Raw genomic sequence first — 21,721 nt, 5'->3', positions numbered from 1 at the left:
CCCTTTCCTGAGAGGTGATGGCTAGAGCAGCGGGGCCTGCGGGCCGTTGGGGTGCGAGCGGCGCTCGTCGGTGATCGCGACCGCGATCTCGGTGACCTCCGCGTCGGTGAGCCGGCGGAAGCCGTCCTCGGTGATCAGCGAGACGATCGGGAAGATCTTGCGGGCGAGGTCGGGGCCGCCGGTGGCGGAGTCGTCGTCGGCCGCGTCGTACAGCGCCTGGACGACGAGCATGGCGGCCTGGTCGGCCGTCAGGCCGTCGCGGTAGAGCTTCTTCATCGAGCCGCGGGCGAAGACCGAGCCCGAGCCGGTGGCGGCGAAGCCGCGCTCCTCGGAACGCCCGCCGGTGACGTCGTAGTTGAAGATCCGGCCGCGGCCGAGGTCCAGGTCGTAGCCGGCGAACAGCGGGACGACCGCCAGGCCCTGCATCGCCATGCCCAGGTTGCCCCGGATCATCGCGGTGAGCCGGTTGGCCTTGCCCTCCAGCGAGAGCACCGCGCCCTCGATCTTCTCGTAGTGCTCCAGCTCCAGTTGGAACAGCCGGACCATCTCGATGGCGAGGCCTGCGGTGCCGGCGATGCCGACCGCGCTGTACTCGTCGGCCGGGAACACCTTCTCCATGTCGCGCTGGGCGATCACGTTGCCCATCGTCGCCCGGCGGTCACCGGCGATCACCACGCCGCCGTCGAACACCGCGGCCACGATGGTGGTCCCGTGCGGGGCGTCGACCACGGCCCCCGCGGGGAGCCCGCGGTGGCCGGGGATCAGCTCCGGCCGGTGCTCGGCGAGGAAGTCCACGAAGGAGGAGGACCCCGGGGTCAGGAAGGCAGCCGGTAGACGCCCGGTGCCACGAGTGTTGGCTTCCACACGATTCCTTCCAGGTAGCTTGAAGCTCGCGTTGCCCGCACCCTACCCGCCCGACGATCACTGTCCACGCGCGCAGGGGGCCGGTGCCGGACGGCCGGGCGGCCCTCGCCGCCCGACCGCCCTCGACGGTCACGACCGTGAATTCCCGAATACCGGGGACGGGCTATTGCCCGCCCTTCTGCACGAATCCGCGGACGAAATCTTCCGCATTCGACTCCAGGACCTCGTCGATTTCGTCCAGCACCGCGTCGACGTCGTCGCTCAGCTTTTCCTGGCGTTCCTTGAGGTCGTCGGAATTCTGGGTTTCCGCGGCCTGCTCCTCGACCTCCTCGGAGGAGCGGTTCGCCCGCTGCTGGCCGCCGCCGGTGTCCTTGCTCGCCATTTCCCTCACCCCGCTCGATTCTTCTGGCACGGTTTGGTCGTTGCTTGCTGCACCGACCCTATACACAAGGTGCGACTGCCGCTCCCGGTTTGCCGGTGGCGCTTCCTGTCCAACACCCGCTGCCACCCCGGATGATTCCCATTCGGCGGACGTTCACCCATGGTGATCGAAAAGTTACCCGCCGGAGAGGACCCGTAGCAGGTCCTCCGCGGTGCGACAGCGGTCCAGCAGCTCCTTGACGTGGTTGCGGGTGCCCCGCAGCGGCTCCAGCGTGGGCACCCGCTGCAACGAGTCCCGGCCCGGCAGGTCGAAGATCACCGAGTCCCAGGAGGCCGCGGCGACGTGGTCGGCGTACTGCTCCAGGCAGCGCCCGCGGAAGTACGCCCGGGTGTCCTCCGGGGGCTTGGAGACGGCCCGCTCGACCTCCGCCTCGGTCACCAGCCGCTCGAACCGGCCGCGGGCCACCAGCCGGTTGTAGAGGCCCTTGTCGGGCCGCACGTCGCTGTACTGGAGGTCGACCAGGTGCAGCCGCGGGTTCTCCCACCCCAGGGCGTCCCGGCTGCGGTAGCCCTCCAGGATCTCCCGCTTGGCGATCCAGTCCAGTTGCCTGGAGAGCGACATCGGATCGCGCTCCAGCCGCCCGAGGACGTCCTCCCAGCGGGCCAGCACGTCCAGTGTCTGCTCGTCCGCGTCGGTGCCGAAGCGGTCCTCGACGTACTTGCGGGCCAGCTCGAAGTACTCCAGCTGGAGCTGGACGGCGGTGAGTTTGCGCCCGTTGCGCAGGGTGATCAGGTGCTTGAGCGTGGGGTCGTGGGAGACCCGGTGCAGGGTGCGCACCGGCTGGTCGACGGCGAGGTCGGAGGCGATGAAGGAGTCCTCGATCATCGACAGGACCAGTGAGGTGGTGCCCAGCTTGAGGTAGGTGGAGATCTCGGAGAGGTTGGCGTCCCCGATGATCACGTGCAGCCGGCGGTACTTCTCCGCGTCGGCGTGCGGTTCGTCCCGGGTGTTGATGATCGGGCGCTTGAGCGTGGTCTCCAGGCCGACCTCGACCTCGAAGTAGTCGGCCCGCTGGCTGATCTGGAAGCCGTGCGTCGAGCCGTCCTGGCCGATGCCGACCCGGCCGGCACCGGTGACCACCTGGCGGGAGACGAAGAACGGGGTGAGGTGGCGGACGATGTCGGCGAACGGCGTCGCCCGCTTCATCAGGTAGTTCTCGTGGGTGCCGTAGGAGGCGCCCTTGTTGTCGGTGTTGTTCTTGTACAGGTGGATGTTCTGCCCGTTGGGCAGTTCCAGCGCGCGCTGCGCGGCGGCGGCCATGATCCGCTCGCCGGCCTTGTCCCAGAGCACGGCGTCGCGCGGGTTGGTGACCTCGGGCGAGCTGTACTCGGGGTGCGCGTGGTCCACGTAGAACCGGGCCCCGTTGGTGAGGATGACGTTGGCCAGGCCGATGTCCTCGTCGGTCAGCTGGCTGGCGTCCGCCACCTCGCGCGCCAGGTCGAAGCCCCGGGCGTCACGCAGCGGGTTCTCCTCCTCGAAGTCCCAGCGGGCCCGCCGCGCCCGGTGCATCGCCGCCGCGTACGCGTTGACGATCTGGGACGAGGTGAGCATGGCGTTGGCGTTGGGGTGCCCGGGCACGGAGATCCCGTACTCGGTCTCGATGCCCATCACGCGCCGTACGGTCATGCGGCCCTCCTTGCCCGGTGCGCCGCCCCCCACGGGCGGAGCACGCCGACGTACCGCTGAACAACACCGGCGCCGGCGTTCTGCCCGCGATCGGTGGGTCGAGCCTAGAACCCGGCGCCGACGGGCGGACCCCGAGACGCGCCGTCCGGCTGCGGGGCCGCGAGGCGCCACAGCCGGACGGGGTGCGTGCTGTTCCGGGGACCGCCGGGCGGCCCGGTCTCACCGCGTGCTTACAGGTACTGCCCCGTGTTGGCGACAGTGTCGATCGAGCGGCCGGACTCGGCGCCCTGCTTGCCGGTGACCAGCGTGCGGATGAAGACGATCCGCTCGCCCTTCTTGCCGGAGATGCGGGCCCAGTCGTCCGGGTTGGTGGTGTTCGGCAGGTCCTCGTTCTCCTTGAACTCGTCCACGCAGGCGGCGAGCAGGTGGGAGACGCGCAGACCGCGCTGACCGTGGTCGAGGAAGTCCTTGATGGCCATCTTCTTCGCGCGGTCGACGATGTTCTGGATCATGGCGCCGGAGTTGAAGTCCTTGAAGTACAGGACCTCCTTGTCACCGTTGGCGTAGGTGACCTCCAGGAAGCGGTTCTCCTCGGTCTCGGAGTACATCCGCTCCACGACCGACTGGATCATCGCGGCCACCGTGGTGCCCAGGGAGCCGTCGTGCTCCTTGAGGTCGTCCGGGTGGAACGGCAGCGACTCCTTGAGGTACTTGGAGAAGATGTCCTTCGCGGCCTCGGCGTCCGGGCGCTCGATCTTGATCTTGACGTCCAGGCGGCCGGGCCGCAGGATCGCCGGGTCGATCATGTCCTCGCGGTTCGAGGCGCCGATGACGATGACGTTCTCCAGGCCCTCCACACCGTCGATCTCGGCGAGCAGCTGCGGGACGATGGTGTTCTCCACGTCCGAGCTGACGCCGGAACCGCGGGTGCGGAACAGCGACTCCATCTCGTCGAAGAAGACGATGACGGGCGTGCCCTCGCTCGCCTTCTCCCGGGCCCGCTGGAAGACCAGGCGGATCTGCCGCTCGGTCTCGCCCACGTACTTGTTGAGCAGTTCGGGGCCCTTGATGTTGAGGAAGTAGCTCTTCCCCTGGGGGCGTCCGGTGACCTCGGCGACCTTCTTGGCCAGCGAGTTGGCGACCGCCTTGGCGATCAGCGTCTTGCCGCAGCCGGGCGGGCCGTAGAGCAGCACGCCCTTGGGCGGACGCAGCTCGTACTCCTTGAAGAGGTCGGCGTGCAGGTAGGGCAGCTCGACCGCGTCCCGGATCAGCTCGATCTGGTTGCTCAGTCCGCCGATCTGGCGGTAGTCGATGTCCGGGACCTCTTCGAGGACCAGCTCCTCGACCTCGGACTTCGGCACGACCTCGTACACGTAGCCGGAGCGGGGCTCCAGCAGCAGGGCGTCCCCCGCCCGGACGGTGAGCTCGCGCAGCGGTTCGGCGAGGCGCACCACCCGCTCCTCGTCGGTGTGGCCGACGACCAGGGCGCGTTCGCCGTCCTCGAGGATCTCCTTGAGGGTGACGATCTCGCCGATGCGCTCGAAGGCCATCGCGTCCACGATGTTGAGGGCCTCGTTGAGCATCACTTCCTGGCCGCGCCGCAGTTCGTCGAGGGCGACGTTGGGGCTGACGTTCACGCGGAGCTTGCGCCCCCCGGTGAAGATGTCGGCGGTGCCGTCCTCGTTGGCCTCGAGGAAGGTGCCGAACCCGGCCGGGGGCTGTGCCAGCCGGTCCACTTCCTCCTTGAGGGCCACGATCTGGTCGCGGGCCTCTCGCAGGGTGGAGGCGAGCCGTTCGTTCTGGGCGGACACTCCGGCCAGGTTGGTCTGGAGCTCGACGATCCGCTCTTCGAGGATCCTCGAATTGCGCGGCGAGTCGGCGAGCTTGCGGCGCAGCACAGCGATTTCCTGCTCAAGGAACGAGACCTGAGCGGCCTCGTCGGAACCACGAGCGGGCCTGCCGGTGCTGCGGTTGTAGTCGTCATCGTGGGCTGCCACGGTCCTCACCTCCTCCGGGGAGCTGGACGCTTCCAGACCCTACCTGGGACCAGGGGTCCGTAAACCCCTAGATCAAGAAAGATGGAACGGGCGTGTCCGATCTTCGCCCCAGCGTGCTTCCCCTCTGCTAAGGGGATACCCACCGCTCACCACCCAAAGCGGGCCAGATGTATCGTCGAGCGAAGTGATATCCGATCGCGACCGGGCGCCTGGGTCCGATCGTTGTACGAATGGCGGGATTGCCCCGGAAAAGGGCGACCCGGGACAGAAACGGCAGGGGACCATGTCGGTAACCGAGCAGACGGCCGCGGCGGCCGAACAGCTGGAGGTGTGGATCGACCAGGATCTGTGCACCGGCGACGGCATCTGCGTGCAGTACGCACCCGAGGTCTTCGAGCTGGACATCGACGGCCTCGCCTACGTGAAGGGGCCGGACGACGAGCTGCGCCAGCAGCCCGGGGAGACCGCCCCGGTGCCGCTGACGATCCTTCAGGACGTGGTGGACTCGGCGAAGGAGTGCCCCGGCGACTGCATCCACGTGCGCCGGGTCACCGACCGGGTCGAGGTGTACGGGCCGGACGCGGACTGACGCGTCCTCCCCCTCAGGTCTGGCTGACCGGGGCGGCGGTCTGGGAACGTTCCCAGCCGCCGCCCTTGCGCATCCAGGTGAGGTCGAGTGAGATGTCGGGACGGAAGCGCGGCACCTCGTCGCTCGAATACCCCTGCGCGTGGCCGGTGATGGCGCCGTCGGAGCGCAGCGCGAGCCGGCCGAGGGTGAGGTTCTCGCGCTCGGAGAGGAGCGTGGCCAGCACCACCGGGCGGTCGCCGGGGCCGAAACCGAGCAGGTAGACGGCGTCCGGCGGGGTGCCGTTCTCGGCCGCGCAGTGCGCGGCGACGACCGTGCCGGGCCGTCCGTCGCCCAGGTCGGCCGGCATGCTGATGGCCGTCGCGACCGGGAACGGGCCGCAGTCGAGCGGAAGTTGGGCCTTGGCCGGGTCGGGGGCGGCACTCGCCCCGAGGGCCTTGGGAGTGCCGTGGACGGGCACCGGGGTGCCGGTGGCGGGGCTGGCGGCGAGGGCCGCGGCCACCACCGCGCCGCAGCCGGCCAGGGCCAGGGCCCAGTGCCAGGGGGCGGTGCGCGCGTGCCCGGGCCCGGTGCGGCCCCGCGGTGTCTGCTGTCCAGCCGTCGTCCCGACCGCGGTCTCCACCAGGCGTCCCCTCCAGTGCTCCCAGGAGCTGGTCTGCGTGCGCGAGCATCGTCCCACACGCCGGCGGCCGGAATGCCGAGGGGTGGCACGAGCAGGCTCGTACCACCCCTGGGAAGCGATCCCGGTCAGCCCAGGTCGGGCTGCTCGGTCTCGACGGCGCGGGCGGCGGCACGGGCCGCGGCGCGCTCCTGGAGGCTCGGCTCCGAGCCCCCGTTGTCGTAGTCCTCGCCGTACGCGCCCTTGGCCGGGCGGCGGCGGCGCAGCGGCGGCTCGACGCCGTCGGCGAGGCGGCGGGCGGTGAGCAGGAAGCCGGTGTGGCCGATCATCCGGTGGTCCGGGCGGACGGCCAGGCCCTCCAGGTGCCAGGTGCGGACCATGGTCTCCCAGGCCTGCGGCTCGGTGAAGGTGCCGTGGTCGCGCAGTGCCTCGACGGTCTTGGACATCTGCGTGGTGGTGGCCACGTAGCAGCAGATCAGGCCGCCGGGGACCAGCGCCTTGGAGGCGACGTCCAGGCACTCCCAGGGGGCGAGCATGTCGAGGATGACGCGGTCGACGTCGGCCTCGACCAGGTTGTCCTGGAGGTCTCCGACGGTGAGCTTCCACGCCGGGTGCGGCCCGCCGAAGTAGCGCTCGACGTTGCCCTTGGCGATGTCGGCGAAGTCCTGCCGGCGCTCGTACGAGGCCAGCATGCCGGTGTCGCCGACGGCGCGCAGCAGGTAGGTGGAGAGCGCGCCCGAGCCGACACCGGCCTCGACGACGCGGGCGCCGGCGAAGATGTCGGCCATGGCCAGGATCTGCCCCGCGTCCTTGGGGTAGATCACGGCGGCGCCGCGCGGCATGGACAGGACGTAGTCGGGGAGCAGGGGGCGCAGCGCGAGGTACGGGACGTTCCCCGTGGTGCGCACGACCGTGCCCTCGGGGGCGCCGATCAGCTCGTCGTGCGGGAACGCACCCTTGTGGGTGTGGAACTGGTTCCCGGCCTGGAGCGTGAACGTGTAGTGGCGGCCCTTGGGGTCGGTCAGCTGGACCTGGTCCCCGACCTGGAAGGGCCCGCGTCGGCGGGTGGCACCGGTCGGTTCGGACATGCGGTCAATCCTAAGGGAAGCGGACGGTCCGCCCGACCAGAGTGATCACCGGCCGGCGACGGCGGCGGTGAGGCGCTGCTCGATGTCGGTGAGCGCGGCCACGCCGAACACCCGGCCGTCCGCCTCGACCACCAGGTACTCCCCGGCCGGGGTGGCCTGGACGGCGCGCAGCAGGTCCTCGCCGCCGAGGTCGGCGTCCAGCCGAAGGCCGGGTTCGAGGTCGCGGGCGAGCGGGCCGACGGCGACCCACGGGCGGCGGTGCTCGGGCACCGCGCGGACGGCGGACTCGCGGACGATGCCGATCGGGTCGCCCCGACCGTCCACCACCACGACCGCGCCGGCCTGGGCCTCGCGGGCCCGGCGCAGCGCCTCGCCGAGCGGGGTGTCGGCGGTGACCTCGACGGTCCGGCGGGCGAACTCGCGCAGCCGCAGGCCGGGCAGCACCTCCTTGAGCCGGGCGTTGCGCAGGCTCCCGGTGGCGCCGTTCCAGATGATCGCGGCGAGGACGGCGGCCAGCACCGCGTCCACCAGGGTGTCGGTCGTGGTGCGTTCGATCCCGCGGGCGGCGCTGAACAGCGGCAGGCCGACCAGCACCGCGACGGCCAGCGCCCGGCCGACCCAGGCGGCGGCGACCGTGCCGGTCATCGCCTTGCCGCTGATCGCCCAGACGACCGCGCGCAGCATCCGGCCGCCGTCCAGCGGCAGGCCGGGCAGCAGGTTGAACGCGGCGACCACCAGGTTGGAGACCATCAGCCCGGTGAGCAGCACCCCGGGCACCGTGGAGAGCTCCACGGCCTGCATCGCGAGGTAGAACACGCCGCCGAGCACCAGCGAGAGCAGCGGGCCGACGAAGGCCAGCCAGAACTCGCGCCACGGGCTCTCGGCCTCGTTCTCGATCTCCGAGACGCCGCCGAAGAACTGGAGCTGGATCCGCCGTACACCGAGCCTGTAGCGCAGCGCGACCAGGGTGTGAGCGAGCTCGTGCACCAGGACGGAGGCGTAGAAGGCGACCGCGAAGAAGAACGCGAGCAGGTAGCGGGCGGCGCCGAGGTCCGGCAGGACGTCGCCGAGCTGGCCGCCGAACACCCAGGTGATCAGCGCGGCGATGACGAACCAGGAGGGGGTCACGTAGATGGGCACGCCGAAGGGGCGGCCCACCAGGAGGCCGCTGCCGCGCTCGGGCGGCCGGGGCGGTCGCCCTGCCGGGCGGCCGCCGTCGTCCTGCGGTGGCTGGTCGGAGGTCTGCTGCCCCCTGCTGTCGCTCACCGTGATCCCTTCGGTCGTCTGCCCCGTCGTGCCCCGGTGCGCCCACGCTACGTGATCGCGGCCCTCCGGTGGCGTGCGGCCCTCTGTCAGGCTTCATACCCACTGTGCCGCGCGGTGTGGCAGCACCGTGGCAGCAGGATGACAGCGAAGGGCAATAGGGTCGGAGGCATGCAGCAGACCGACACCACCAGCGCCGCCGGGGCCCCGGCGCGCCCGGCGGCGCCCCCGACCGGCCTGTCCCCGTCCCGGGCGGGGGACTTCCTGACCTGTCCCCTGCTGTACCGGCTGCGGGTGATCGACCGGCTGCCCGAGCCGCCGAGCGCGGCGGCGACCAGGGGCACGCTGGTGCACGCGGTGCTGGAGCGGCTCTTCGACAGCCCCGCGACCGATCGGACGCCGGAGCGGGCGCTGGGCCTGCTGCGCCCGCAGTGGGAGCGGCTGCTGGGCGAGCGCCCGGAGCTGGGCTCGCTGTTCCCGGACGATCCGGACGGCGCGGCGCTCGCCCGCTGGCTGGCGGACGCCGAGAAGCTGGTCGGCCAGTGGTTCCGGCTGGAGGACCCGACCCGGCTGCACCCGGTGGAGCGCGAGCTGTACGTGGAGACGGCCCTGGAGTCGGGGCTGCTGCTGCGCGGCTACATCGACCGGGTGGACGTCGCCCCGAGCGGTGAGGTCCGGCTGGTGGACTACAAGACCGGCCGGGCGCCCTCGCGGGACTTCGAGGGCAAGGCGATGTTCCAGATGAAGTTCTACGCGCTCGTGGTGTGGCGCTGGAAGGGTGTCGTCCCCAAGCGGCTCCAGCTGGTCTACCTCGGCGGGGGCGGGGACGTGGTCAGCTACGACCCGGACGAGGCCGACCTGCTCGCGGTGGAGCGCAAGCTGCGGGCGCTCTGGGAGCGGATCACCCACGCGGTGGCCACCGGGGAGTTCCCGGCGACCCGCAACCGCCTCTGCGACTGGTGCGACCACCAGGCCAGTTGCCCGGAGTTCGGCGGCACTCCCCCGCCGTACCCGCTGCCGCTGTCGCGTACGTCTGACGAAGACGATCCCACGGGGGATCAGATGAGCAAGGAGTCCTAGTGACGATCCGAGTGCTGCTGGTCGACGACCAGCCGCTGCTGCGCACCGGTTTCCGGATGATCCTGGAGGCCGAGTCCGACCTGGTCGTGGTCGGCGAGGCCGGCGACGGTCAGCAGGCGCTGGACCAGGTGCGGGCGCTGCAGCCCGACGTGGTGCTGATGGACATCCGGATGCCCAGGATGGACGGCGTCGAGGCGACCCGCAGGATCGCCGGCCCCGGGCGGGACGGCCCGGCCAAGGTGCTGGTGCTGACCACCTTCGACCTGGACGAGTACGTGGTGGAGGCGCTGCGCGCGGGCGCCAGCGGCTTCCTGCTGAAGGACGTCCCGGCGGAGGAACTGGTGCAGGCGATCCGGGTGGTGGCGGACGGCGCGGCGATGCTGGCGCCGAGCATCACCCGCCGGCTGCTGGACATGTACGCCACCAAGCTGCCCTCGGGCGAGGAGGCGCCGCCGCAGGCGCTGAGCGCGCTGACCGAGCGCGAGCTGGAGGTGCTGAAGCTGGTGGCGCGCGGGCTCTCGAACGCGGAGATCGCGGCCGAACTGTTCGTCAGCGAGACCACCGTGAAGACGCACGTCGGCCATGTGCTGACCAAGCTCCAGCTGCGCGACCGGGTGCAGGCGGCGGTGTACGCGTACGAGAGCGGGCTGGTGCGCCCGGGCGCCCTGTAGACCCTGCAGCCGACGGCCCGCCCGCCTTCCCCGTGCACCCTGGGGGAAGGCGGGCGGGCCGCCGTGTTGAGGGGTGTCGTCCGGTCGTCTACTTGCCGGCGCTGCGGCTGATCTCCCAGAAGCGGAACACGCCGGTGGTGTCGATGGTCGACTCGACGCCGATGATGTACGAACGCGACGCGAAGAAGCCCTTGTTCTGGTACAGCGGGATGAGCGGCGCGTTCTCGGCGACGATCTGCTGGATCTGGGCGTAGCCGGCCACCGCGGCGCTGCGGTCGGCCTGCTTGAGGCCGTCCGGCACCAGCTTCTGGCTGATCCTCGGGTCGTCCCAGCCGTGGTGGTAGGCGCCGCCGTCGATGAGCAGCGGGGCGATGTAGTTGTCCGGGTCCGGGTAGTCGGCGAACCAGCCGATGAGGTACGCCTGGTAGCGGCCCTCGGACCAGCCGGCCCGGTACTTGTCCCAGTCCGGCTCCGTCTGGACGGTCACCTGGAACAGGCCGCCGGCCTCCAGTTGCTTCTTCAGGGTCTCGGGCTCGGCGCTGCCGGCCCGCGAGCGCGACCAGGTGAGGGTGAGCTTGACCGGGAGCTGGACCTTGGCGTCGGTGAGGATCTTCTTGGCCTTGCCGCTGTCCTGGTCGCCGTAGCGGTCGAAGAAGGCCGTGGTGTGGCCGGTGACGCCGGCCGGGACCATCGCGTACAGCGGCTGGACGGTCCGGGCGAAGACGTCGCGGGCGAGCGACTTGCGGTCGAGCAGCTGGGCGGCGGCCTGGCGGACGGCGACGTTGCCGGCGACCGGGTCCTTGGTGTTGAAGACCAGCGAGCGGGTGTCGTTGCTGTCGCCCTCGACGACCTGGAGGTCGGTCTTGCCGCCCTGCTGGTCGGAGTGCATCTGGGCGGCGGTGTTCGGGTCCAGGCTGTTGTCGGTGAGGTCGACGTCGCCCTTGTCCAGCGCGGCCTTCAGGTCGGCGGGCTTGTCGAAGTACCGGACGGTGAACTTGCTGTTCCGGAGCTTGGCCTCGCCGTTGTACTTGTCGTTGGGCACCAGGACGACCTTGCCCAGCTGCTTGGCCGTGTCGCCGTTGCCGCCCATGACCTCGACCGTCTCGAAGCGGTACGGGCCGGAGCCGATCAGCTTGTCGTTGGGGACGACCTTGTCGGCCGGGTAGGCCTGGTGGTCGAGGATGGCGCCGGCCGGGCCGGCCAGCTTGGCCGGCAGGGTGGCGTCGGGCGTGGAGAGGTGGAAGATCACCTCGGTGTCGCCCTTGGCCTCGACGCTCCTGATCGAGGAGAGCAGGGGGGCCGCGCCGTTCTGGTCGTTGATCTTCTTGGTGCGCTCGATCGAGAACACCACGTCGGCCGCGGTCAGCGGGTGGCCGTTGGAGAACTTCAGGCCGGTCCGCATGGTGCAGTGGTACTGGGTGGCGTCGCCCGCGGTGAACTCGCAGGACTGCGCGGCGTCCGGGGAGGGGGCGCTGGAGGCGGCCGGGAAGGTGAGCAGCGACTGGAAGGTGTTGCGCAGCAGCAGCCAGGAGCCGGAGTCGTAGGCGGCGGCCGGGTCCAGCACGCCGGTGAGCTGGGTGGTGCCCATGACGATCGCCTTGCCGCCGTCCCCCTTGACGGCGTCGGTGACCGATCCGCAGCCTGCCGCCGTCACGGCGACAAGACCGGCGCAGCCGAGTGCTGCCAGGCGTTCAGCTGAAGTCTTCACGGGGCGCGTCCTTCTGGGTGCGGTCCGACCGGGGCCGGCGGCCCGCGTCGAGGGCGCTCCGGGTGCGGAAGGCGTGCGCGGGCCTGGCGCCCGTACGACCGCGGGCGGGACGGGGTTGCCCGTCGTCGGCGGTGGCAGGGCGCGAGGGAGGGGAACGAACTGGAGTAGCGTGCCATATCGAACACGCACGACCGATACCCGTGCAGATGACGTTTGGGACACGGTGGTTGAGGGCATCGCGAAACACCCGACGAGTTGTCAGGCAATGCCCTTTTTCTCCCCGGGCGGCCGTCGGCGGTGGCTGGATCCGGCTGCTTACCGGCGAGTAGACCACCCTCGCAATGAGATGACAATCACACCCGCGAAGCGACCAGCGAGCGCAGCAGTTCAAGATCGACCTGCTCCAGAGAGGAGCGCACCAGCCGCCCCGGGGCCGGCTCGATCGGTGCCACCGAGGGCACCGCGACGACCGGGCAGCCCGCCGCCTCGGCCGCCCGCACCCCGGTCGGCGCGTCCTCGACCACCACGCAGCGGGCCGGGTCCGCGCCCAGCCGCCGGGCCGCCTCCAGGTACGGGTCCGGGTGCGGCTTGGTGCGCGGCACCTCGTCCCCGGCAACCGTGAAGGCGAAGTGGTGGGAGCCCAGCGAGCGCAGCACGATGTCCACCACGTGCCGGTGCGAGGCGGTCACCAGAACGGCCGGAATCCCGTGTGCGGCCAGGGTGTTGAGGAGACGTTCGGCGCCCGGCATGAGCGGCACGCCGCCCGCCAGCAGGTCGACGAAGCGCTGGTTGATCAGCACCGTCAGGTCCGCCGGGGCGAGGTCCACCCCGGTGGTGCCGACCAGGTAGTCGATCACCCGCGTCATCGGACCGCCGACCACCTGGGCCCGGTCCTCGTCGGTCAGCGCGTGGCCCAGCTCGGCGAACAGGGTGACCTCGGCCTGCCACCAGAAGTCCTCGGTGTCCACCAGCGTCCCGTCCATGTCCAGCAGCACCGCCTGCAGGCCGCGGCCGTCCCCGTGGTCGAGGATCCGGGCGGCGGTGGAGGTGGTCATGGCGGGAGTCCTTCCGTCGGTACCCCCGGGTGCGTTCGAGCGCCCCCCGGGGATGGCGCGGGCCGGCCCGCTGGTGAGCGGACCGGCCCGTTCAGGATCATCCAGGATACGCCCGGTTCGCCCGAAAAGAGCGAACGGAACGAGGCGCCGGGGTTACCGGGCGTTGAAGTACTTCGCCTCCGGGTGGTGGATGACGATCGCGTCGGTGGACTGCTCCGGGTGCAGCTGGAACTCCTCGGAGAGCACCACGCCGATCCGCTCGGGCTTCAGCAGCTCGGCGATCTTGGCGCGGTCCTCCAGCTCCGGGCAGGCCCCGTAGCCGAGCGAGAAGCGGGCGCCCCGGTACTTGAGCGCGAACATGTCCTTGACGTCCTGCGGGTCCTCGCCGGAGAAGCCCAGCTCGTAGCGGACCCGGGCGTGCCAGAACTCGGCCAGCGCCTCGGCCAGTTGCACCGACAGGCCGTGCAGCTCCAGGTAGTCGCGGTAGGAGTTGTCGGCGAACAGCTCGTTCGCCGCCTCCGAGATCCGGTTGCCCATGGTGACCACCTGGAGGCCGATCACGTCCCGCACGCCGGACTCCTCCGGGCGGAAGAAGTCGGCCAGGCAGAGCCGGCGCCCGCGCCGCTGGCGGGGGAAGGTGAAGCGGGTCCGCTCGGTGCCGTCCTCGTGGAAGACGATCAGGTCGTCGCCCTTGGAGTTGGCCGGGTAGTAGCCGTAGACCACGGCCGCCTCCAGCCAGCCCTCGGTCTGCAGCCGGTCCAGCCACATCCGCAGCCGCGGCCGACCCTCGGTCTCCACCAGCTCCTCGTACGAGGGCCCCTCGCCGCTGCGGGCCGCCTTCAGGCCCCACTGGCCCTTGAACAGCGCGTCCTCGTCCAGCCAGGAGGCGTAGTCGGCGAACGGGATGCCCTTGACGATCCGGTCGCCCCAGAACGGCGGGGTCGGCACGGTGTTGTCGACGGTGACGTCCGAGCGGATCTGGCCGAGGTTGACCTCCGGCTCCTCCACCACCTCGACCCGGGCGTGCCGGCGCTGCTTGAGCTCCGGCAGGCTCGCGCCGGGCACGCCGCGCTTGACCGCGATCAGCGCGTCCATCAGCCGCAGGCCCTCGAAGGCGTCCCGGGCGTAGCGGACCTCGCCCTCGTAGATCTCGTGCAGGTCCTGCTCGACGTAGGCCCGGGTGAGCGCGGCGCCGCCCAGGATCACCGGGTAACTCACGGCCAGCTTGCGCTGGTTGAGCTCCTCCAGGTTCTCCTTCATGATCACGGTGGACTTCACCAGCAGGCCGGACATCCCGATCACGTCCGCCTTGTGCTCCTGCGCGGCGTCCAGGATCGCCGAGACCGGCTGCTTGATGCCCAGGTTGACCACGTTGTAGCCGTTGTTGGACAGGATGATGTCCACCAGGTTCTTGCCGATGTCGTGGACGTCGCCCTTGACGGTGGCCAGCACGATGGTGCCCTTGCCCTCGCTGTCGGACTTCTCCATGTACGGCTCCAGGTGGGCCACCGCGGTCTTCATCACCTCGGCGGACTGGAGCACGAAGGGCAGCTGCATCTGGCCGGAGCCGAACAGCTCGCCGACCACCTTCATGCCGGCCAGCAGGGTGTCGTTGATGATCTCCAGCGCGGGCCGCCCGGCCAGCGCCTCGTCCAGGTCGGCCTCCAGGCCGTTGCGCTCGCCGTCGATGATCCGGCGCTGCAGGCGCTCGTCCAGCGGTAGCGCGGCCAGCTCCTCCGCCTTGGACGCCTTGACCGAGGCCGAGGAGACGCCGTCGAACAGCTCCAGCAGGTGCTGGAGCGGGTCGTAGCCGTCCCGGCGGCGGTCGTAGACCAGGTCGAGGGCGGCCTCGCGCTGGTCCTCGGGGATCCGGGAGATCGGCAGGATCTTGGAGGCGTGCACGATCGCCGAGTCCAGGCCGGCCTCCACGCACTCGTGCAGGAAGACCGAGTTCAGCACCACCCGGGCGGCCGGGTTGAGGCCGAAGGAGATGTTGGACAGGCCCAGCGTGGTCTGCACGGCCGGGTGGCGGCGCTTGAGCTCGCGGATCGCCTCGATGGTCTCGATGCCGTCCCGGCGGGACTCCTCCTGGCCGGTGGCCAGGGTGAAGGTGAGGCAGTCCACCAGGATCGAGCCCTCGTCGACGCCGTAGTCGGCGGTCAGCTCGGCGATCAGCCGCTCGGCGATCTCGACCTTCTTGCCGGCGGTGCGGGCCTGGCCCTCCTCGTCGATGGTCAGCGCGATCAGGCCGGCGCCGTGCTCGCGGGCCAGCGAGGCGATCCGGCCGAAGCGCGAATCCGGGGCGTTGCCGTCCTCGTAGTTGACCGAGTTGAGCACCGCACGGCCGCCGAGCGCCTCCAGGCCGGCCCGCAGCACCTGCGGCTCGGTGGAGTCCAGCACGATCGGCAGGGTGGAGGCGGTGGCCAGCCGGCCGGCGATCTCCTTCATGTCGGCGACGCCGTCGCGGCCGACGTAGTCCACGCACAGGTCCAGCAGGTGGGAGCCGTCCCGGATCTGCTCGCGGGCGATCTCCACGCAGGCCTGCCAGTCGCCGGCCAGCATCGCCTCGCGGAACTTCTTCGAACCGTTGGCGTTGGTGCGCTCGCCGATCGCCAGGTACGAGGTGTCCTGGCGGAACGGCACCGCCTGGTACAGCGAGGACGCCGAGGACTCCGGCTGCGGGGTGCGCGGGGTGACCGGCCGGCCCTGCACCCGCTCGACCACCTGGCGCAGGTGCTCGGGCGTGGTGCCGCAGCAGCCGCCGACCAGCGAGAGGCCGTACTCGCGGGTGAACACGTCGTGCGCGTCGGCCAGTTCGGACGGGGAGAGCGGGTAGTGGGCGCCGTCCTTGCCGAGCACCGGCAGGCCCGCGTTCGGCATGCAGGACAGGCCGATCCGCGCGTTCTTGGCCAGGTAGCGCAGGTGCTCGCTCATCTCGGCCGGGCCGGTGGCGCAGTTGAGGCCGATGTAGTCGACGCCGAGCGGCTCCAGGGCCGTCAGCGCGGCGCCGATCTCGGAGCCGAGCAGCATGGTGCCGGTGGTCTCCACGGTCACCTGCACCAGCACCGGCAGGTCCAGCCCGGCCTCGGCGAGGGCGCGCTTGCAGCCCAGGATGGCGGCCTTGGTCTGCAGCAGGTCCTGGCTGGTCTCGACCAGCAGCGCGTCGGCGCCGCCGGCGATCAGGCCGGCCGCGTTCTGCTGGAAGCCGTCGCGCAGCGTCTCGTACGGCGCGTGGCCGAGGGTGGGCAGCTTGGTGCCGGGGCCGATCGAGCCGAGCACCCAGCGGGTGCGGCCGTCGGCGGCGTGGGCGTCGGCCACCTCGCGGGCGATCCGGGCGCCCGACTCGGACAGCTCGAAGATGCGATCCGCGATCTCGTACTCGCCGAGTGCGGAGAAGTTGGCGCCGAAGGTGTTGGTCTCGACGCAGTCCACGCCGACCCCGAAGTAGGCCTCGTGGACGGAGCGCACGATGTCGGGCCGGGTGGCGTTGAGGACCTCGTTGCAGCCCTCCAGGTTCTGGAAGTCCTCCAGCGTCGGATCCTGTGCCTGGAGCATGGTGCCCATTGCACCGTCGGCGACCACCACCCGGGTGGCGAGCGCTTCACGCAGCGCGTTCGCGCGGCTCTGCTGAGTGATGGACGGATTGGCTGCAGTGGCCATGGGGCTTCTCCCTGGTGCGACGGCTGTCGGCTTTGCGGGCCCGCTTACTCGGGCCCGCACGTGGCCAGGGTATCCGGCCCGCGCCCCGGCCTGCGGTCGCATTCCGTATCCTGAGCGTTCGACCGCAAGGGGGGAGCAACCGCGTGGGCCGATTCCCGACCGTCGCGCGACGCGTCACGGGGGCCCTGGCGGCCCCGTTCCGGGCGTTGCGCAAGCGCTGGCGGAGCTGGTCCCGGTGGCGCCGGGCGCTGCTGGCACTGGGCCTCGCGGCGGCCGTGCCGGCGGCCGCGCTCGGCTCGGCCTTCGTCGCGATCCGCTTGCACTACACCGGCGACCCGTCCGCCGAGGCCCGCACCCGCGGCCGGGACGCGCTCTGGCTCGGCCACGCCTGGGTGGACGGCCGCAAGGGCGAGGCCGACGTCGCCGCGCTGGTGCGGCAGCTGGCCGGCACCGGCGTCCGCGACCTGTACGTGCACACCGGCCCGCTGGAACACGACGGCTCGCTGCCGCCCGCCGTCCACCCCCGGGCCCGCTGGTTCACCGACGCGGTGCACCGGGCGCTGCCGGACGTCCGGGTGCAGAGCTGGCTGGGCGACGAGGTCAAGCCGGAGAAGGACGCCCTGGACCTGGAGGACGCCCCCACCCGGGACCGGGTCGCCGCCTCCGCCCGGCAGGTCCTGGACCTCGGCTTCGACGGCGTGCACTTCGACATGGAACCGATCCGGCCCGGCAGCGCCGGCTGGCTGGCCCTGCTCGACCAGGTCCGCCCGGTCACGGCCGAGCACGGCGCCGCGCTCTCGGTGGCGGCCCCGCAGCTCGACCCGGTGCCCGGCCTGCACACCGCCGGGATCCTGCTCACCGACCACGGCAAGTGGTGGGACCAGGCGTACTTCACCGAGACCGCCCGCCGGGTCGACCAGGTCGCCGTGATGGCGTACGACACCAGCATGCCGACCGAGCCGCTGTTCGGCGGCTACGTCGCCCTGCAGACCGAACTGGCGCTGGAGGCCACCCCGGCCGGGGTGGACCTGCTGATCGGCCTGCCGTTCTTCTGGGACGACCGGCACGGCCATCGGGGTGACGCCGAGACCGTGCCGGCCGCCGTCCGGGGCGTCCGGCTGGGCCTGGGCCGCCAGGACCCGGGGCGACGGAACTTCGGCGTCGCGCTCTACGTGGACTTCGCCGCCACCCCGGAGCACTGGGCGGCGTACCGGCGCGGGTGGGTGGACGCCTGAGGGGTTCCGGCGGCGCGTGCGGGAACGGCGCGCGCGGCAAAGAGTGCGTGCGGGAACGGCGCGTGCGGGAAGGGTGCGTCGTCGCGCCGCGTCGCCGCTCGGACACCGTCCGCGCCGGCCCCGGAGGAGCTGACGATCCGTCAGCCCGGACCGTCCGGATATCCGCTGGATCGGGGCGGCACGCTCCCCCAGACTGTCCCGGTGCCCGGCCGCGGTGCGCATCAAAGCCCGTAGGCTGGGCAGGTAGGGACCATGGGGCGAGGCGTTCCATGGGTGACGAGAGGTTCGACAGTCGGCAGCCGACCCGTCGGCGCCCCGGCAGGCCAGCCGAGGCGGCGCAGGTTCGACCGCCGACCGGAGGGAGACGCTGGGTGATCGAGCTGGAAGATGTTCCCGAGTTGATCGACCCGGTGATGGTCTGCGCTTTCGAGGGCTGGAACGACGCGGGCGACGCCGCCTCCGCGGCCCTGGCACATCTGGACGACACCTGGGGCGGCAAGGTGATCGCCGCCCTGGACGCGGAGGACTACTACGACTTCCAGGTCAACCGGCCCACGGTCTGGCTGGACGGCGGCATCCGCCGGATCACCTGGCCGACCACCAGGCTCTCGGTGATCCGGGTGACCGAGCCGACCACCCGGGACGTCGTCCTGGTGCGCGGCATCGAGCCGAGCATGCGCTGGCGCTCGTTCTGCAACGAGCTGCTCGGCTTCGCGCACGAGCTCGGCATCGAGCTGGTGGTGATCCTGGGCGCGCTGCTCGGCGACACCCCGCACAGCCGCCCGGTGCCGGTCAGCGGGGTCACCTCCGACCCGGAGCTGGCCCGCCGGCTGGACCTGGAGGAGAGCCGCTACGAGGGCCCGACCGGCATCGTCGGGGTGCTCCAGGAGGCCTGCACGCACGCCGGGGTCCCGGCCGTGACACTCTGGGCGGCCGTGCCGCACTACGTCGCGCAGCCGCCGAACCCCAAGGCGACGCTGGCCCTGGTCAACAAGCTGGAGGACCTGCTGGACCTGCGCATCCCGCCGGGCGAGCTCGGCGAGGACGCCAGGGCCTGGCAGCTGGGCGTGGACCAGCTGGCCGCCGAGGACAGCGAGGTGGCCGAGTACGTCCAGCAGTTGGAGGAGGCGCAGGACACCGCGGAGCTGCCGGAGGCCTCCGGCGACGCGATCGCCCGCGAGTTCGAGCGCTACCTGCGCCGCCGGGAGAACGTCGGGCCGACCGGCGAGAAGCCGGTGGCCGGGCACGCCACGGCGGAGCGGCCGGCCGAGCCGGAGTCCCCGGGCTCGGCCCGGGAGAGCCAGGACGGCGACGAGGAGTAGCCGCCGCCCCGGGCCCGCCCCGGACAACGCCGAAGGGGCGTCAGGACGCGTGGTCCGGACGCCCCTTCGGCGTGTTGAGAGGAGGCAGGTCCTACAGCGCGACGCCGAGCAGGGCGTCCACGGTGCGGCTGACCAGGCCGGGCGCACCCATGTCGGTGCCGCCCCCGGCCTCCTGCCGCTCGGCCCAGCGGTCGACGGCGGCCAGCGCGGCGGGCGCGTCCAGGTCGTCCGCGAGCGCCGTACGGACCTCGTCGAGCAGCTGCTCGGCGGCCGGGCCGTCCGGCCGGGAGACCGCGGCCCGCCAGCGGGCGAGGCGCTCGACGGCCTCGTCCAGGGTCGCCTTGGTCCACTCCCAGTCCTCGCGGTAGTGGTGCGAGAGCAGCGCCAGGCGGATCGCCGCCGGGTCGACGCCCTCGCGGCGCAGCGCCGAGACGAAGACCAGGTTGCCGCGGGACTTGGACATCTTGTGGCCGTCCAGGCCGACCATGCCGGCGTGCACGTACGCCTTGGCGTACGGGTGGGCGCCGGTGGCGACCTGGGCGTGCGAGGCGCCCATCTCGTGGTGCGGGAAGGAGAGGTCGCTGCCGCCGCCCTGGATGTCGAAGGACATGCCGAGGTACTGCAGCGCGATGGCGACGCACTCGATGTGCCAGCCGGGGCGGCCGTGGCCGAGTTCGGTCTCCCAGGCGGGCTCGCCCGGGCGGGCGGCGAGCCAGAGCAGGGCGTCCAGCGGGTGGCGCTTGCCCGGGCGGTCCGGGTCTCCGCCGCGCTCGGCGAAGACCGGGCGCATGGCCTCCCGGTCGAGGCCGGAGACCTGGCCGAAGCGGGGGTCGGAGTCGACCGAGAAGTAGATGTCGCCGTCCACCTGGTAGGCGGCGCCGCTGGCGAGCAGCTTCTGGACCAGCGGGACGATCCACGGGATCGACTCGACGGCGCCGATGTAGTGGGCCGGCGGGAGCAGCCGCAGGGCGGTCATGTCCTCGCGGAACAGGGCCGTCTCGCGCTCGGCGAGGGCCACCCAGTCCTGACCGGTCTCGACCGCCCGGGCCAGCAGCGGGTCGTCCACGTCGGTGACGTTCTGGACGTACAGGACGTCGTGGCCGGCGTCCTTCCACACGCGCTGCACCAGGTCGAAGGCGTTGTAGGTGGCGGCGTGGCCCATGTGGGTCGCGTCGTAGGGGGTGATGCCGCAGACGTAGATCCGGGCGGTGCCGTCCTGCGGCACGACCTCACGGACCGTGCCCGCTGCGGTGTCGAAGATACGGAGGGGGAGCCCCTGACCAGGCAGGGCGGGAACCTCGGAGGCGGGCCAGGCATGCATGGAACCGACTTTAACCTTGCGAACATTTGAAAGCCTAACCAGTACACAAGATCGACTGGATTCGCTTCCTGTCATTGCCGGACCGCTTCCCGACTGATAAGGAACGGACCTTGACGGGACCGGCGTTGTTTCCGGCAGGCATGCGGCGGGCGTCGGGCGGGCTTCGGGCAGGCTTCGGGCAGGCGTTGGGCGGGCGTTGGGCGGGCGTTGGGCGGGCTTTCAACAGGCTTCGGGCAGGCTTTCGGACACGGTTGAGCGCCCGGTCGACCCTGCCGCCGACCGGGCGCCCGGCACCCCGGGGGACGCGGCCGGAGCCGCTACGACCGCTGCCAGAGGGCCGGCACGTTCGGCGGCTCCCAGCCCACCATGGCGGTGTGCGCCTGGAGGCAGAGGTAGGAGGCGCCGGAGTAGGTGACGCGGTCGCCCGCGTTGTACGAGGCCCCGGGCTTCCAACTGCCGCTCGGCGGCGTGGGCGTTCCGGTGGGCGTTCCGGTGGGGGTTCCGGTCGGGGTGGCGGTGGGGGTCGGGCTCGGCGTGCCCGGGGTCTGCGGCACGTCCAGGACGAAGTCGTAGCTGCCCTCACGGCCCGGGCCGTTCTGGCGGACGTTCATCAGCAGCCGGGCGTCGTAGATGGTGTCCGTGCTGTTGCGCGGCTCGCCGGGGAAGTAGAGCTGGGTGGTGAGCACCGGGCGGCCGGGCGCCTGGAGCTTGACGTGGAGGTGCCGGGTGCGGCCCGGGTAGAGGCCGGGGACGATCGTGTCCAGCTTGAAGGCGCCGTTCGCGTCGGTGAACTGGTGGCCGCGGAAGGTGAACCCGGTGTTGTCGTAGGCGCCGTTGTCGTCGGCCTGCCAGAAGTCCAGCAGGACGCCGGAGATCGGTCGGCAGGCGCGGCCGAAGACGTAGCCGCTGACGGTCAGCCGGGTGCCGGGGCCGTCGTTGACCATGGAGCTGCGCAGTGGGGAGTTGGGCTTGAAGTAGGGGCCCTCGGTCTGCTCGATGGTGGGGTCGTCACCGTCGTGGCACTCGGGGGTGAGGCCGGGGGGCCGACCGGTGCCGGCCTGCTCGCGGGCCAGCGCGACGCCGCCGCCGACCAGCAGCGGGGCGGCGCCGAGCGCGGCGGCGGCCTTCAGGACGGTCTTGCGGCTGATCATGCCGTCGGGCGTGGGCATGCGCCCTCTCCTTCG

The 21,721-nt window shown here is 71.6% G+C and carries 17 protein-coding genes; 5 read left to right on the top strand and 12 right to left on the bottom strand.

Annotated elements, in window-relative coordinates; genetic code table 11:
- Nucleotides 1-21 precede the first annotated feature (21 nt).
- From prcB to arc, 4 genes are all read right to left on the bottom strand, one after another.
- Nucleotides 22-864, bottom strand: coding sequence for a proteasome subunit beta (gene prcB / locus AB0P03_RS00220; RefSeq protein ID WP_363583902.1), 843 nt, complete (start codon nucleotides 862-864; stop codon nucleotides 22-24).
- 163 nt (nucleotides 865-1,027) lie between these two features.
- Nucleotides 1,028-1,246, bottom strand: a complete 219-nt coding sequence (locus AB0P03_RS00215) for a ubiquitin-like protein Pup (RefSeq protein WP_031069167.1) — start codon at nucleotides 1,244-1,246, stop codon at nucleotides 1,028-1,030.
- 174 nt (nucleotides 1,247-1,420) lie between these two features.
- Complete coding sequence (gene dop / locus AB0P03_RS00210; protein ID WP_208869055.1) at nucleotides 1,421-2,932, bottom strand: depupylase/deamidase Dop; 1,512 nt, start codon at nucleotides 2,930-2,932, stop codon at nucleotides 1,421-1,423.
- A gap of 230 nt (nucleotides 2,933-3,162) precedes the next feature.
- A complete protein-coding gene (arc, locus tag AB0P03_RS00205; protein WP_363583904.1) occupies nucleotides 3,163-4,929 on the bottom strand; it encodes a proteasome ATPase in 1,767 nt (588 codons plus the stop codon).
- Nucleotides 4,930-5,212: 283 nt separating this feature from the next.
- Between arc and AB0P03_RS00200 the strand changes: the two genes are divergently transcribed.
- Nucleotides 5,213-5,518 carry a ferredoxin gene (locus AB0P03_RS00200; protein ID WP_363583906.1) on the top strand — a complete coding sequence of 102 codons (306 nt, stop codon included), beginning with the start codon at nucleotides 5,213-5,215 and terminating at the stop codon, nucleotides 5,516-5,518.
- A gap of 13 nt (nucleotides 5,519-5,531) precedes the next feature.
- Here the strand turns inward: AB0P03_RS00200 and AB0P03_RS00195 are convergent, their stop codons facing one another.
- From AB0P03_RS00195 to AB0P03_RS00185, 3 genes are all read right to left on the bottom strand, one after another.
- Entirely contained in the window at nucleotides 5,532-6,137 is a 606-nt protein-coding gene (locus AB0P03_RS00195; RefSeq protein ID WP_363583908.1) for a hypothetical protein, read from the bottom strand.
- A gap of 125 nt (nucleotides 6,138-6,262) precedes the next feature.
- Nucleotides 6,263-7,222, bottom strand: coding sequence for a tRNA (adenine-N1)-methyltransferase (locus tag AB0P03_RS00190; protein ID WP_350877994.1), 960 nt, complete (start codon nucleotides 7,220-7,222; stop codon nucleotides 6,263-6,265).
- A 45-nt stretch (nucleotides 7,223-7,267) separates the two neighbouring features.
- Complete coding sequence (locus AB0P03_RS00185; protein ID WP_363583910.1) at nucleotides 7,268-8,488, bottom strand: site-2 protease family protein; 1,221 nt, start codon at nucleotides 8,486-8,488, stop codon at nucleotides 7,268-7,270.
- 168 nt (nucleotides 8,489-8,656) lie between these two features.
- Between AB0P03_RS00185 and AB0P03_RS00180 the strand changes: the two genes are divergently transcribed.
- Nucleotides 8,657-9,565, top strand: a complete 909-nt coding sequence (locus AB0P03_RS00180) for a RecB family exonuclease (protein WP_363583912.1) — start codon at nucleotides 8,657-8,659, stop codon at nucleotides 9,563-9,565.
- Complete coding sequence (locus AB0P03_RS00175) at nucleotides 9,565-10,236, top strand: response regulator transcription factor (RefSeq protein WP_063346919.1); 672 nt, start codon at nucleotides 9,565-9,567, stop codon at nucleotides 10,234-10,236. The genes AB0P03_RS00180 and AB0P03_RS00175 overlap by 1 nt, the downstream gene beginning before the upstream one ends.
- Before the next feature lie 88 nt (nucleotides 10,237-10,324).
- Here AB0P03_RS00175 and AB0P03_RS00170 read toward each other — a convergent pair whose 3' ends face one another.
- The 3 genes from AB0P03_RS00170 to metH all read right to left on the bottom strand — a co-directional run bounded on the left by AB0P03_RS00170 (nucleotide 10,325) and on the right by metH (nucleotide 16,659).
- A complete protein-coding gene (locus AB0P03_RS00170; protein WP_363583914.1) occupies nucleotides 10,325-11,944 on the bottom strand; it encodes an ABC transporter substrate-binding protein in 1,620 nt (539 codons plus the stop codon).
- Nucleotides 11,945-12,297: 353 nt separating this feature from the next.
- Nucleotides 12,298-12,999, bottom strand: coding sequence for an HAD family phosphatase (locus AB0P03_RS00165; RefSeq protein WP_363583916.1), 702 nt, complete (start codon nucleotides 12,997-12,999; stop codon nucleotides 12,298-12,300).
- A gap of 153 nt (nucleotides 13,000-13,152) precedes the next feature.
- A complete protein-coding gene (metH, locus tag AB0P03_RS00160) occupies nucleotides 13,153-16,659 on the bottom strand; it encodes a methionine synthase (RefSeq protein ID WP_363627442.1) in 3,507 nt (1,168 codons plus the stop codon).
- A gap of 143 nt (nucleotides 16,660-16,802) precedes the next feature.
- On the opposite strand from metH, the gene AB0P03_RS00155 reads away from it, so the two are divergent.
- Nucleotides 16,803-17,894, top strand: coding sequence for a hypothetical protein (locus tag AB0P03_RS00155; RefSeq protein ID WP_363627441.1), 1,092 nt, complete (start codon nucleotides 16,803-16,805; stop codon nucleotides 17,892-17,894).
- 371 nt (nucleotides 17,895-18,265) lie between these two features.
- Complete coding sequence (locus AB0P03_RS00150) at nucleotides 18,266-19,216, top strand: PAC2 family protein (protein ID WP_363583922.1); 951 nt, start codon at nucleotides 18,266-18,268, stop codon at nucleotides 19,214-19,216.
- A gap of 91 nt (nucleotides 19,217-19,307) precedes the next feature.
- Here AB0P03_RS00150 and mshC read toward each other — a convergent pair whose 3' ends face one another.
- A complete protein-coding gene (mshC, locus tag AB0P03_RS00145; RefSeq protein WP_363618102.1) occupies nucleotides 19,308-20,537 on the bottom strand; it encodes a cysteine--1-D-myo-inosityl 2-amino-2-deoxy-alpha-D-glucopyranoside ligase in 1,230 nt (409 codons plus the stop codon).
- A 317-nt stretch (nucleotides 20,538-20,854) separates the two neighbouring features.
- Nucleotides 20,855-21,706, bottom strand: a complete 852-nt coding sequence (locus tag AB0P03_RS00140; protein ID WP_350878004.1) for a carbohydrate-binding protein — start codon at nucleotides 21,704-21,706, stop codon at nucleotides 20,855-20,857.
- Between the last annotated feature and the right edge of the window lie 15 nt (nucleotides 21,707-21,721).

Origin of the sequence: Kitasatospora sp. NPDC088779 (assembly GCF_040685395.1) — a bacterium.
GTDB lineage: Bacteria > Actinomycetota > Actinomycetes > Streptomycetales > Streptomycetaceae > Kitasatospora.
The sequence above is the reverse complement of the archived record's forward strand: the minus strand, read 5'-3'. Positions and strand labels throughout refer to the sequence as shown.